Annotated in this window: 8 protein-coding genes; 7 read left to right on the top strand and 1 reads right to left on the bottom strand. The window is 45.4% G+C overall.

The genetic code is table 11. From position 1 onward, the window contains the following. The first annotated feature begins 218 nt into the window (after positions 1 to 218). The 3 genes from WBA23_RS17395 to WBA23_RS17385 all read left to right on the top strand — a co-directional run bounded on the left by WBA23_RS17395 (position 219) and on the right by WBA23_RS17385 (position 5,784). Positions 219 to 1,574 carry a TolC family protein gene (locus WBA23_RS17395; protein WP_424583558.1) on the top strand — a complete coding sequence of 452 codons (1,356 nt, stop codon included), beginning with the start codon at positions 219 to 221 and terminating at the stop codon, positions 1,572 to 1,574. A gap of 12 nt (positions 1,575 to 1,586) precedes the next feature. Next, positions 1,587 to 2,660 carry an efflux RND transporter periplasmic adaptor subunit gene (locus WBA23_RS17390; RefSeq protein ID WP_424583557.1) on the top strand — a complete coding sequence of 358 codons (1,074 nt, stop codon included), beginning with the start codon at positions 1,587 to 1,589 and terminating at the stop codon, positions 2,658 to 2,660. A gap of 61 nt (positions 2,661 to 2,721) precedes the next feature. Continuing rightward, positions 2,722 to 5,784, top strand: a complete 3,063-nt coding sequence (locus WBA23_RS17385) for an efflux RND transporter permease subunit (protein ID WP_424583556.1) — start codon at positions 2,722 to 2,724, stop codon at positions 5,782 to 5,784. Between the two features lie 142 nt (positions 5,785 to 5,926). On the opposite strand, the gene WBA23_RS17380 is transcribed toward WBA23_RS17385, so the two are convergent. Next, a complete protein-coding gene (locus WBA23_RS17380) occupies positions 5,927 to 9,097 on the bottom strand; it encodes a VPS10 domain-containing protein (RefSeq protein WP_424583555.1) in 3,171 nt (1,056 codons plus the stop codon). Between the two features lie 156 nt (positions 9,098 to 9,253). On the opposite strand from WBA23_RS17380, the gene WBA23_RS17375 reads away from it, so the two are divergent. From WBA23_RS17375 to WBA23_RS17360, 4 genes are all read left to right on the top strand, one after another. After that, positions 9,254 to 9,766 (top strand): N-acetyltransferase family protein, encoded by a 513-nt coding sequence (locus WBA23_RS17375; protein WP_424583554.1) that lies wholly within the window; start codon positions 9,254 to 9,256, stop codon positions 9,764 to 9,766. 202 nt (positions 9,767 to 9,968) lie between these two features. Then, positions 9,969 to 10,667 (top strand): DUF4469 domain-containing protein, encoded by a 699-nt coding sequence (locus WBA23_RS17370; RefSeq protein WP_424583553.1) that lies wholly within the window; start codon positions 9,969 to 9,971, stop codon positions 10,665 to 10,667. 459 nt (positions 10,668 to 11,126) lie between these two features. After that, positions 11,127 to 11,291: a GIY-YIG nuclease family protein gene (locus tag WBA23_RS17365; protein ID WP_424583552.1), complete on the top strand. Its 165-nt coding sequence runs from the start codon at positions 11,127 to 11,129 to the stop codon at positions 11,289 to 11,291. Positions 11,292 to 11,485: 194 nt separating this feature from the next. After that, a partial coding sequence (locus WBA23_RS17360; RefSeq protein ID WP_424583551.1) for a TonB-dependent receptor domain-containing protein occupies positions 11,486 to 13,664 on the top strand: 2,179 nt, incomplete at its 3' end.

The raw sequence follows: 13,664 nt of genomic DNA, 5'->3' as shown, positions 1-13,664 counted from the left end.
CAGTAGCTCTCATGGTATGGTCATTCGTACATGGCTTAGTATCATTTAAAATTAGAGATCGAATGAAAATGTACGAAGATCGCGATCATAATGAGTTTATTAATGAAACGCTCGTCATATTTAACGGAATGCTGAACTGCTTATAAATTTTTTTAAACTGATAATGAACAGTGTTCATTTAATTAAATATGATAACTTAACTATACTTGTTTTACATTATGTTTAAAATACTAATTTCCGTGGCATTAGCTTTAGTTCTTTTGCCAACCTTCGGTCAAACTCAAACACTCAGTGACTATTTTGAACTAGGACTGCAAAATAACCAACAGTTTATTCGTGAGCAGCTAAGCACTCAGTTAGAACAAGAAAAGGAAAAGGAAGCACGAGGCCGTTACCTTCCGAATGTTACATTTGATGCTTCATATATTTGGGCGGAGGGAGGACGTATTATTAGCGTTCCGGCTGGAGACTTAGTTAATCCGGTCTATGCCGGGCTTAACCAAGTACTGGGGGAAAATCGCTACCCAACGGATATTGCTAATGTTAATGAGCAACTCTTGCCGAACAACTTTCACGAAACGAAAATCCGGGTTATTCAACCCATATTGAACAGTCGTATCTACTACGGGTATAAAGCCCAAACTGCTCAAAGCTCAGCTCAACAAGCTCGTCAGAATGCATACGAGAATCAACTTACAAAAGAGATCAAAACGGCTTATTTTCAGCATCTAGCCGCTCGGGAACAACTATCCATACTGAACGAAACTAGAGATTTACTCAACAATATTCTTCGGGTCAACCAACGGTTGGTAGCCAATGATAAGGCAACCCCCGAGGTTATATTTGCGGCGCAAGCAGATGTGAGCGGGGTAAAAGGCCAATTAGCGAATGCCCGTAAGCAGGTAAACACCTCCCGTATATTTTTCAATTATTTGCTCAGCCGGGATTTGGATGAAAGCATTACGGTAGATTCTTCTTTAGTGGGTACTCCGGAAGTAGTAACCGCTTCACTGAATGATCTTCAACAACAAGCACTAGCTGACCGGCACGAAATAGCTCAAGTACGCTACGGACTGGAAGCCAATAAGCTGGCCATTAAACTCAATCGGAGCTATTTGATACCCGAAATCAATGCTGTGGGTGATGTTGGCTTTCAGGGATTTGATTACACCTTTGACGAGAATCAGGATTTTTGGTTCATACAACTCGGACTTACGTGGCCCATCTTTCAGGGTGGACAAAACCGTAGTCGCATTCAACAGTCAGTACTGAGCCAACAAAAGCTAACATCCGAGTTCGTAGATATTAAGCAGCGCATTGAATTAGAAGTGGCTCAAGCGTACTACGAATGGCAAGAAGCGCAAGAAACACTAATATTCCGGCAAGACCAACGAAAATACGCGCAAGAAACCTTTCGCCTCACCGAAAAGAAGTACGGTGAGAACCAAGCCATTTTAGTGGAGCTACAAGAAGCACGGACCAATTTCACAACTTCTCAACTCAGTGAGACTATTGCTCGCTTCGATCTTAAAATTAAAGAGGCTGCCCTAGAAGCAGCTATAAACCTTCCTTAATATTTGTTAAAAATGAGAACAAACTATTTGATTTATTCAGCGCTGATTATAGCGACCTTAGCCAGCTGTAAACAAGAATACTCCCAAGATAAGCCCACGATAACTACGACTAAGCGCGTTGCGGTACAGGAGTTGACAACTGACACGGAACCTATTGCCCTACTTGCCAGCGGAGTACTTGCTTCCGAATCAGAAATGAATTTGTCCTTTAAAGTAGGGGGGATTGTGGAGACCGTATTGGTTCGCGAAGGGCAAACGGTGAAACGAGGTCAGCTGCTAGCTAGACTTGATTTAGCAGAAATCAATGCTCAGGTATCGCAAGCTCGAAATGCATTTGTAAAGGCCGAGCGAGATCTTAAACGTGCTGACAACCTCTACCGCGATACAGTAGCTACGTTGGAACAGAAACAAAACGCAGAAACTGCATTTGAAGTCGCTCAGGCTGATTTAGAAATTGCTGAATTTAATCAGCGCTACGCAACCGTAGTGGCACCGGTAACAGGCAAAATTCTAAAAAAGATGGTAGAACCCAGTGAACTGGTTTCCCCCGGTCAGCCCTTGTTTATGCTCGGTAGTTCGGGTACGCAGGGGGCTCAGGTGATCAAGATCGGTTTGGCTGATAAAGATATTGTACAAGTAGCTCTGGGTGACTCCGCTCAAATAAGCTTTGATGCTTTTCCGCAGCGAATGTATCCGGCGCGAGTCACCGAAATAGCTGAAGCAGCCAATCCGGCTACTGGTACCTTTGAAGTAGAGTTGACCCTCGATGAACAGTTTTTCCCTGAACTTAAGAATGGCTTTGTGGGTAAAGTGGCTCTTTATCCATCCCTCATGCTTGATCATATCAAAATTCCTATGGCTGCGCTAGTGGAAGGTGATAAAAAAGAAGCAACGGTATTTGTATCCACCGACCGGCAGACAGTGAAACGTAAAAAGCTACCCATCACCAGTATCCACAGTGACTACTTTACGGTAAATGAAACACTCATTCAGCCATCTACCTGGATTGTACTCGATGGAAATGCCTACCTGAATGATTTAGACTCTATTACAATTAGCAATGCGCAGTTGACAATTGAAAATTGAAAATGGAAAACTCCCCAGTGATTCATGATAATCAACCATCGAACAATCAAATAATTGAGTTATGAAACTTCCCGAACTTGCTATTAAAAACCAACAGTTTGTCTACGTATTAGTCATACTCGCCCTGTTCATTGGTATTCGCTCTTTTATTTCGATGCCTAAGGCAGAAGACCCTTTCTTATCATTGCCTAATTATACCATCATTGCCGTGTATCCCGGAACCAGTCCGGAAGATATGGAAGAGTTGGTGGCTGACCCCCTAGAAGAAGTCATTGATGAACTGGACGAGATTACTGAAATTCGCACTGAAATCAGCAACGGTTTAGTTGTTATACAGGTGCAAGCAGAGTTTGGCATTGACTATAATGAAAAGTACGATGACATACTCAACGAAGTAAATATTATCCGTAATGAGCTACCGGAGAACCTTTACTCCCTGGAGGTCAACCAGTTTAAACCTGAAGAACGGGTCGTAATTCAGCAGTTTGCGTTAGTATCCGAAACAGCCACCTTTCAACAATTACACGACGTAGCCGAAGATTTTGAAGAAAAACTTGAGCAATTAGATTTTGTTAAGAAAACTGAGGTTGAAGCTTACCCCGTAGAAGAAATTCGAGTGAGTGTTGATTTTCAGAAGATGGCACAATTGAGCATCCCATTGCGTCAAGTGTTAGGAGTTCTTCAGGGGGATAATGCTAATATTCCCGGTGGCGATATTTCCTCGGGCAATCTAAGTTTTAGCATTCAGTCTACCGGGGGCTACGAGTCCCTCGAGGATATTAGCAACACAGCAGTTCGTTCTTCCAACAATCAAATTGTCTATTTGCGCGATTTTGCCGAGGTGACCCACGAATACGAAGATGAACGGTGGGCTGCCCGGTTTAATGGGCAACGTTGTATCTACGTCAACGTCTTTCAAAAGCGAAGTACCAGTATTTTAGCGCTGTCCAACGAGTTGAACGCGGCAGCGGAATCTTTTCAGGAGACCTTGCCAGCTGAAGTTCAACTAGCCACTGCCTTTGAACAAGCCCCGGCAGTAGAAGCCCGCATCAGCGATTTTGTGAATAACTTGCTGCAAGGAATCGTGCTAGTAGGAGTCATTATCGCCCTGTTTCTAGGATGGCGCCCCGCCCTGGTAGTAATGACCGTAATTCCGCTATCAATCATTTTAGCTATAACAACCTTAGATTTTACCAATTATGCCCTTCAGCAAATCAGTATTGCCGCCTTGGTGATCGCTCTAGGGCTGCTGGTGGACAACGCCATCGTGGTGATTGAAAATATTGTGCGCTTCCGACGCGATGGATACTCATTACTAGAAGCCGCCGCCAAAGGAACTCAGGAAGTAGGTTACGCCATTGTTAGTTCTACCTTGACAACCGTACTGGCCTTTGCCCCATTGTCGCTACTTTCCAGTGGCCCGGGCGAGTTTCTGCGGACGTTGCCGTTAACCGTAATTTTTGCCTTGCTGGCTTCCTTAGTACTAGCCTTAGCGTTTACCCCTATTATTACCAGTCAGGTACTTTCGAGCAAATCCATTGGAAAAGGTACTTGGATAAGCCACCAAATTGATCATTTCGTATCTAGATTCTATCGCCCAGCGGTTAATTTTGCTTTGCGGCGGGGATGGGTTCCGGTAGTAGTAGGAGTACTTATGTTGGCCGGGGCCGGGGCATTGTTTCCCAGTATTGGAGTGAGCTTCTTTCCTACGGCCGATAAGAGTTTACTGCTGGTGAGTGTAGATTTACCGTACTCTGCCAATTTGGAACGAACCGAGCAGGCGGTACGCTACGTAGAGGAAGTATTGGATACTACCGAGTATATAAAAAATTATACAGTAAATGTGGGGCACGGTAATCCGCAGGTATACTACAACCGTATTCCCGAAGAATATAAAAAGTACCACGGCGAAGTAGTGATTAATTTTAAGGAATGGGAACCCGCTAAATTTTACGCCACACTCGGGCAGCTACGTAACGCTTTTGCTCAGTACTCCGATGCTCGCATAACCTTTCGCGAGTTGAAAAATGGTGCTCCGTTTGAAGCACCAGTAGAAATTTTATTGCTAGGCGATAACCTGGATACGCTTCAACGTATTGGTTACGATATAGAGAAAGTTATTCGCAGTGCGCCAGGTACGCAAGATGTAGATAACCCGATGGCACTAGCTAAAACGGATGTTAAGGTAGCAGTCAATCGGGATAAGGCTTCGTTGTATAATATTTCACTACTGGATTTAGATCAGACGGTACGGGCAAGTCTCAACGGTATTCAGGTAGACGAAGTAGTGTTGGAGGAAGATGACGAAACCTACCCTCTAGTTGTTCGTATTCCGTTTGCTGATGAACCAACGCTGGATGACTTCGGACGCGTATACCTATCTCGGGATGATGGACAATCGGTACCCTTGCGGCAAGTGGCGGATGTAGAATTTAAAGCTGAGTACGCTAAGATATCCCACTTCAATACCACCCGCTCGCTGGGTATTACGGCCAACGTAGATGATCCAGATCGGACTAAAGATATTACTGAAAGTATTATACCGGCACTAGATAGTTACGACTGGCCCGAAGGTTATAGCTACTACATTGGCGGAGAGTATGAAACTCAACAAGAAAGCTTCGGCGATTTAGGTATTTTACTGGCGGTAGCCATGCTGGGCATTTTTGCCATCTTGGTGCTGCAGTTTCGCTCGTTAGTACAACCTCTGATTATCTTCTCCGCCATTCCTTTAGCGGTGACCGGATCGTTCGTAGCCTTGTTTATTACCAGTTGGTCGTTTTCTTTCTTTGCGTTTGTCGGGTTTATCAGTTTAGTCGGAATTGTGGTCAACAACTCCATTATTCTAGTAGATTACACCAATCAACTAATGCGCGAAGGGTTGGATAAAGCAACCGCCATCCGGCAAGCCAGCGAACGTAGGTTTACTCCCATCGTGCTGACCACGCTGACGACTATTTTGGGGCTTATTCCCCTGACCGTATCCGGTACAAGCTTGTGGTCACCATTGGGCTGGACGCTGATTGGCGGATTAGTTTCATCTATGCTGCTGACACTGATTATTGTGCCAGTGCTCTACAATTGGTTTACGAAGGAAAATAAGACTGAGCCTATCGCACAATAAGTAAGTCTAGTTACCACAAGAGGTATTATGAATACGCGTAAAATGATTCTGTAAAGAGTATCATCGGTAATGCATGCGAAAAAGCATAAATAGTTTAAAGCATACACCACTATGACTTACTATGTCTGCTTCCATCAATACTTCAATGTCCTACTTCAACTTCATTGTTCTCAGACTTAGGTCGAGTTAATACTTCAATACTCTGCTCTTCCATCATTTGATTGATAGTAGGTAAACGCTCGTTCAGAAGCTCTTGAAGTGCTGATATTTCCTGGTCAATCTGAGCTGAAACCTCCTTTTTATACTCAATAGCCTGCTCGGTCGGGCGGAAGTCACCGGCGGATTCATGACTAGCTAGATAGGCTAACCGGTTGTTGAGTTTGATACCAAAGTTTAACGGATCCTGGTAGGCTTCATTGCGAGTTTCGTGAATGTTATTCTCGATCACCTTCATTTCGTCATCCAGTTCTTTGGAAGCCTGGAGGATAGCCTCGGCATTAGGGTTGTCTTCCAGCTTTTCCTTCACATAGTCAAGGTCCTTTCGTAGGTTGCGAATATCAATCACTGCCTGATGAGCTTCGGATAATTTGTCGCGCACATCTATAAGAAAATCAAATTGAGCCTGTAGATCTTCCTGGCTGCTCTTCACCCGGGGGTCTTTCAATATTTTAAAGGATTGTTCCTGGCTTTCACCGTTTAGCGTTAATCGGGCTTGGTAGGTACCCGGTACGGCTTGGGGGCCTTCGGTATTGGATGAATAAAGAATTAAGCCCTCGAATGAAACCGCGTCGGGGTAGCGCATATCCCAAATGAATTGATTGCTGCCCTTCTTCGCCCGTAACTTCTGCTTAGGCTTTTCTGCATCGCTGCTAAAGGTTTTAATTACATCGCCATTCTCTTCCAGAATTTCCATTGTCAGCACATCAGTACTATCAGGCTTTTCAGCCAAATGATAATAAAGCATTACACCTTCCGGATGATTTTTTCCGTTTAGTAACACGTTTTGCTGCTCACGGCCTTGCTGATTTAAGCGGTAACTAGGCTTAGGTTGGAACAAATGAAAATCAGCTTGAGCAACAGTTTCATTAAGTTGGTGCAATGGCGTAAGGTCATCAATTATCCAAAAGCTACGACCCTGCGTGGCTACAATAAGATTATTATCGCGCACCTGCAAATCCGTAATGGGAACTTCGGGAAGATTTAACTGAAAAGGCTTCCAACTGGCACCGTCGTCAAACGAAGCATACATACCGTACTCAGTTCCGGCGTAAAGCAAACCATCTCTCTCAGGATCAGCCCGTAAAACCCGGGTAAAATGCAAGTCTTCAATGCCCTCGGTTATCTTGGTCCAGCTTTGCCCGTAGTCAGTAGTTTTGTAGAGATACGGCTGAAAATCGCCACTCTTATAGCGGGTTCCGGCTACGTAGGCTCCGCCCCGTACTGTAGGGTGAATGTCAATTGAATTCCACATAATATTTTCGGGAGCATCTTCGGGGGTAACATTCTGCCAGTTTTCCCCGCCATCCTGTGTTAAGTGCAATAAACCGTCATCCGATCCGGTCCAAAGCTCGCCTTCTTGATAGGGGCTTTCATTAGCGGTTAAGATTGTAGCGTAGAATTCAACTCCCGTATTATCCTGGGTAATCGGCCCACCCGACGAAACCATTGTTTCGGGTACGGCTCGTGTCAAATCGGGGCTAATGGTTTCCCAGCTTTCTCCCTCAGTAGTGCTCACGTGTGCCTGATGAGAGAAAGCGTAAAGTTTGTTCGGATTGTGGTGAGAGAAAAAAGTGGGGAAGTTCCAGTTGAAGCGGTACTTCATTACTTCTACTCCTGAACCAGCCGGGTTTAACGGCCACACATTAATAGACCGACGTTGATTGTTTTCGTGGTTATAGCGGTACAAATAGCCTTTGTAATTGCCTCCGTAAATAACGTCATCATCGTTCGGGTCAATCGCGTGATAAGCACTTTCCCCTCCGGCCGTCACTTCCCAATCATCTTCGGTAATAGCGGGTCCATCGGTGCGGTGCTGAATACGGATAGACGAGTTGTCCTGCTGAGCCCCATAGATTCGGTAGGGAAAGTGATTGTCCGTAGCAATCCGGTAAAACTGCGCAGTGGGCTGATTATGATACGTGGACCAACTATCCCCCCCATCGGTAGAAACCTGAGCACCACCGTCGTCAGCAATAATCATTCGGCTATTGTCCTCCGGGTCAATCCACAGATCGTGGTGATCACCGTGGGGGGCACGATGCAGCGTAAATGTCTTGCCACCGTCAGTAGACTTGGCGTACGACACGTTCATCACGTATACCTTGTTCTCATCTTGACTATCGGCAATAATTCGGGTGTAGTACCAAGCCCGAGAGCGTAACGCCCGGTCGCTGCTCGTCTTCTCCCAAGTCTTTCCGGCATCATCCGAACGAAATACGCCACCGTCTTCGGCCTCAATTAATGCCCACACCCGATCAGAATTAACCGGGGAAACAGTTACTCCGATAATCCCGCGGGGCCCTTCTGGCATATTTTCTTTCTCAGTCAACTTCTCCCAGTTCTTTCCGGAATCGGTACTTTTCCACAGGTCGGAACCCGGCCCGCCGCTAGACAGGCTGTAGGGGGTGCGATCTACGTTCCAGGTACTGGCGTAAAGAATGCGCGGGTTATTAGGATCAAGCACCAGGTCAACGGCCCCGGCCTCTTCGTTGGCAAACAAGATTTTATCCCAAGATTCACCTCCATTGGTACTTTTATAGATTCCCCGCTCTTCGCTGGATTGCCACAAGTCGCCCATTGCCGCTACGTACACAATGTCGGGGTTGGTAGGATGGACCCGGACACGACCGATATGGCGAGTATCTTTTAGCCCGATGAACTCCCAGTTATTCCCGGCATCGGTAGATTTCCAGACCCCAAAGTTTGAAGATACGTTTCCGCGAATGGTTTTTTCACCCAGTCCAACGTAGATTACGTTGGGGTCAGATTCAGACACGGCCACTGAGCCAACTGAGCCACCAAAAAAACCATCGGATATGTTTTTCCAAGTAGTACCACCATCGTTCGTTTTCCAAACTCCGCCTCCTACCGAGCCAAAATAATAAGTGTCACGATCACCCGGAACCCCAGTAACAGTTCCCGAGCGTCCGCCTCGGAAGGGCCCCACTAAACGATATTCAATAGCATTGTAGAGTGAGTCATCGTAGCTAACGGTCGTTATTGATGATTTCTTATTTCGCTGGGCAGAGGTGTCTAGCGCAAATAGGCAGCAGAAAGCCAAGATAAGTAAGTAGGTAGATCGAGGTTGGTTCATAGGTATTTATCGTTAGAAAAGCTTCTAAGATAAGTACCCAAGAGTTTTTTTGCAATAGCAATTGGCGAATCTCCATTATAATTACCGCTGGTATCGCGAACCCAACCGGTGGACTATCTGTTGCCCTAGCTAATTACCATTTTATCAATTTATATCATGCAATTCATGCAGAACAGTGAGAGTATTTACGTTCGGTGCGGTCGGGAATCAGATATTAATTCTGTGTTTAAGCTTATTGAAGAACAGGCAATTCATCATCAGGTTGATATTGAGGCAATTAGCAATACACCCGAGCAGATGCGGAAAGACGCTTTCGGCTCGAGAAAGTATCTCGACTTTTTTGTAGCTGAGGAAGCGGGGCAGATTATCGGTGCAGCCGTTTTCTACTTTACGTATTCTACCTGGAAGGGGAAAAGCTTGTATTTGGAAGACTTGATCATCACTCAATCGCACCGAGGAAGAGGGGTTGGGCAACTATTTATGCAAGCTTTGGCGGAAGAAGCAGTAGAGAAGGGGGCGCAAAAAATGAAATGGCAGGTAGCCGAAGATAATCACGGAGCCATCCGATTCTACGAGCGTTCAGATGCCGATCTAGATCCTAATTGGATTAACTGCGAGCTAAGCCACGAGCAACTGGCCGACATGGCTGAAGAAACGGTGTTGAATTAATCTTATTGAAAGAGGCCATACATCTGGGCAGTTGCCAGGAAGTATACTAAGGTAGCAATGAAAGACTGAAGCGATAAACAAACAGCAAACGAGGCAAACCGTACAGCTCGTTACGAAACACTACATTACGCTTAGTGAACACCAAGTTACGCTGACATAATTATTGTAGAGATACAGATATGTTCAACGTAAATTAACGAATATGTTACCTTACTCTTTGCACGATAATGTGCTGACCCCCGATCCCGACGACCGAATGGCCATTGTTCAAGACACTACCAAGTGTACGGTTAATGACCTGGTAGAAGATATTACTGGTGAAGGATCTATTCTAAAACCTACCGAATGCAATGCTGTACTACCCGCTTTCTTTCGGGCATTGGGTAAACGCCTACAAAATGGTGAAGGCTTTGTTTCGGAATATATGCTCATTGACCGGAGTATCTCAGGTGTGTTTACTGATGATGCTGATTATTTCGATGCTTCTCGTCATCAAGTCAACGCTAATGTTCGTTTGGGTAGTACTTTAGCGACGATGGCGGAACAAACTCCGGTGCAAAAGATACCCGCTATTAAAAAGCTTCCGGTAGTAGAGCAGTTACGCGACTTAAAGTCTAAGACGTTCAACGACCGCATTACCCCCGGTAGTTTTGTTGAGGTAATGGGTAGTGACTTAAAAATTGGTGATATGACCGATGCTCAGCAAGGAGTGTTTTTCATTGATACCAAGGGAGCAGAAACGCGCGTTGTTGAGATAGCTAATAACTACCCTAGCAAGCTAACGGTAGAAGTACCCGAAAGCTTAAAGAAAGGAGAGTACCGCTTAGAGGTACGTACCATTATCCGGTCTACCAAGAACCTTCGTATTGGCAAACTCAATGAGACATTGGTAGTAGCGTAGTAAGTACGAATTACTATAAATCTTACACTGTAAGCCAAAGCCCACTTCTTGCCGGAAGGGGGCTTTGTTATTTAGAACCAGTCTAGTCTACCAACCTCGGTAAGCTATAGCCTCCTAGCCCGAGAGGCTATAAGTTCACCCCTCATGCTCCGACAACTTCTGCCCGATCCTCTCTATTTAAGCTTCATCGCGAGAAGTGAGGGACGAACAACGAAGCGATTGCGCGGCGGGGCCTCCCCGGCAACCGTCTCCTGTTTAGTAACTAAGGTGCTTCAATGGGGGAGACTGCTTCGGGTATTCACCCTCGCAGTAACGGTACTATCACGACATCGCGAGGCACGAAGCGATCTCCCGCTTAGTAACAGAGATGCTTCAATGGGGGAGACTGCTGCTTCGGCAGTCCGATGCGTCCTTTGTCCTTGCAATGATGGTACTATCACGTCATCGTAGTGACGGTAAATGTTCGTATATTGTAGAAAAAAAATGGAGCGAGGTGGGTGCGTGTATATCATGACCAATCGGCACTATACCACGCTTTACGTGGGAGTAACCGCTGATTTGGTAGCAAGGGTGCAGGAGCATAAAAGCAAGAAACACCCCCATAGCTTGTGCATGACTCGCTAATGATAAAGATGATGAGTTTACTTAGGGACTTCTTCCTTTTGCGTGTATATTTAGCCAACTGGAACCGTTACTTTTTCGTGTAGCTGATTTTCCGTACAGCTATTACTTTTACATACTACCAATTGACCGCCTTGATTTTTCCCTTCCGACAATTAATAATAGTTCTAACCTTAATCGGGGTATCTTTTATATCGATGGTGGCTCATGCCCAAAAAGCATCCCTATCGGGAGTGGTGTTAGATAAAAGTAGTCAGGAACCGTTAGAGTACGCGACAGTAGCACTGTGTCAACCCCAGGATTCTTCCATTTTAGAAGGTACCGTGACCCAACTCGATGGGTCATTTAGCTTGAATAGTATTGAGCAAGGCACGTATTTGTTACTGGTGCAGTTTGTCGGCTTTGAGCCAACCTATACCTCCGTATTCGATATTCAAACCAATGAACAGAGTTCTTTTGGCAGTATTTCGTTACAAGCTACCGAACAATTGTTGCAGGAGATCTCCGTTACCGGTCAGCAAGCTTCGGTATATCATAAGGTTGATCGCCAGGTGTACCAGGCTGCTCAGTTTCAATCTGCCACTGGCGGTACAGCGACTGATGTGCTGCGAAATATTCCCTCCGTAGCTGTGAATGCTTTGGGCGAGCTTACCGTGCGTGGTTCTTCGGGCTTTACTATCCTACTGAATGGCAAACCTATTCAAAGTGATCCCAATCTTATTTTAAGCCAACTACCCGCCAATGCAGTAGAAGACGTAGAAATTGTCACGGCTCCCTCGGCTAAATACGATCCTGAAGGGAAAGCCGGAATTATCAATATTATTACCCGCCGGGGCGCAGAAGATGGTTGGTACGTACTGATGAATGGTCAGGTTGGTTTACCAAGTATTGAGGACTACAATAACGCCGAGCGTGCCCAACGCTACGGGGGCGACTTCACGCTTAACTACCGTAAGCAAAAGTGGGATGTGACGGTAGGGGGCAGTTATTTGCGCAACGATATTGCTGGAAGACGCGAAGGTGATGTGTTTACCATCATCAACGACACGCTAACCCGCTTTCCCTCGGATGGTGAACGTAGTTTTGATGAGGAAGCATATACCGCACGAACCACAATTGGGTACACCCCAAATAAAAGTAATGCTTTCACATTAGGCCTGTACGCGGGCAGGCGCAATAAAGATCGTACTGCCGATATACTGTATAATAATTTCACGGTATATCAACCGGAGCGAGATACTGTCAGTCGGACAACCTATTTTAACGAAAACCTCCGTATCCGTCGGGGCGATTTTATTATAGGTAGCTTAGACTACGCTCATACCTTTGCCAACGCCTCTCGGCTAAGTACGTCGCTGCTGTACGAGTACACCATGCTGGGGGGACCCACTACAAATTTAAACTTAGCTTGGCCGAGCTTGCAGGACACCCTACAAGATCAGTATAACACTAATGATAATCCACTGAACGGAATTCGGTTTCAGGTTGATTATTTGTATCCGCTGCCCAACGGAACATTGGAGGCTGGCTACCAATACCGCTACCTTGATCATACCGGATACTTCGTATATCAGGAACGTACCATCGGAACTAACCAATTTGAATTGATTCCTGAGTTTTCTAGCCAGGTTGATCTGAGTCGCCAGATTCATTCGGTGTACGGACTATATAGCAGCCAGCTAAATAACTTAACATATTCATTAGGAGCGAGGGTTGAAGTAATGGATCGTAACATGTTGCTAACCAACGATTTTGTAGATACTACTTATAGCTATGATTTCATCAGATTATATCCCTCGGCTAACCTAGAGTATCAGTTTAACGACCAGTTTAGAATGAAGGCAGCTTATAGCCGACGGGTAGAGCGCACCACCACTTTTAAGATGAATCCGTTTCCGGAACGCGAACACTCGGAAACTCTAGAACAGGGCGATCCGGAACTACGACCTGAATTTATTGATTTGGTTGAAGCGGGTGTGATCAAAGACTTTGGAGATAACTCCTTATTCGCAACAGCTTACTTTCGTCATGTAGAAAATCTTATCAACCGTGTAAACACCGTATTTAACGACACAATTTTAAATCGAATTTATTCCAACGTGGGGCAGGGGAGTTCTATTGGATTAGAGGCTGGATTGGAATTGAACCCGACACCGAATTGGCAGATATACGCCGGAGGTAATTTGTATCGCTACACGATTGAGGGTACGTTCGACGATAGACCGGTAAATACGCAAAGCTGGATTTACTCAGTTAATGCTAATACCACCGTACAGTTAGCTCCTACTTGGAGTATACAGGGGACATTCAACTATCTCTCGGCCCGCAATACGGCTCAAGGGGAAGACTCACGTTTCTTCTCACCAAATTTGACTG

Source organism: Tunicatimonas sp. (assembly GCF_049647865.1).
GTDB lineage: Bacteria > Bacteroidota > Bacteroidia > Cytophagales > Cyclobacteriaceae > Tunicatimonas.
The sequence above is the reverse complement of the archived record's forward strand: the minus strand, read 5'-3'. Positions and strand labels throughout refer to the sequence as shown.

What these genes read in the sequence shown, in the direction of transcription:
- WBA23_RS17395 (WP_424583558.1), top strand. Translation starts at nt 219, where the DNA reads ATGTTTAAAATACTAATTTCCGTGGCATTAGCTTTAGTTCTTTTGCCA.
- WBA23_RS17390 (WP_424583557.1), top strand. Translation starts at nt 1,587, where the DNA reads ATGAGAACAAACTATTTGATTTATTCAGCGCTGATTATAGCGACCTTA.
- WBA23_RS17385 (WP_424583556.1), top strand. Translation starts at nt 2,722, where the DNA reads ATGAAACTTCCCGAACTTGCTATTAAAAACCAACAGTTTGTCTACGTA.
- WBA23_RS17380 (WP_424583555.1), bottom strand. Translation starts at nt 9,097, where the DNA reads ATGAACCAACCTCGATCTACCTACTTACTTATCTTGGCTTTCTGCTGC.
- WBA23_RS17375 (WP_424583554.1), top strand. Translation starts at nt 9,254, where the DNA reads ATGCAATTCATGCAGAACAGTGAGAGTATTTACGTTCGGTGCGGTCGG.
- WBA23_RS17370 (WP_424583553.1), top strand. Translation starts at nt 9,969, where the DNA reads ATGTTACCTTACTCTTTGCACGATAATGTGCTGACCCCCGATCCCGAC.
- WBA23_RS17365 (WP_424583552.1), top strand. Translation starts at nt 11,127, where the DNA reads ATGTTCGTATATTGTAGAAAAAAAATGGAGCGAGGTGGGTGCGTGTAT.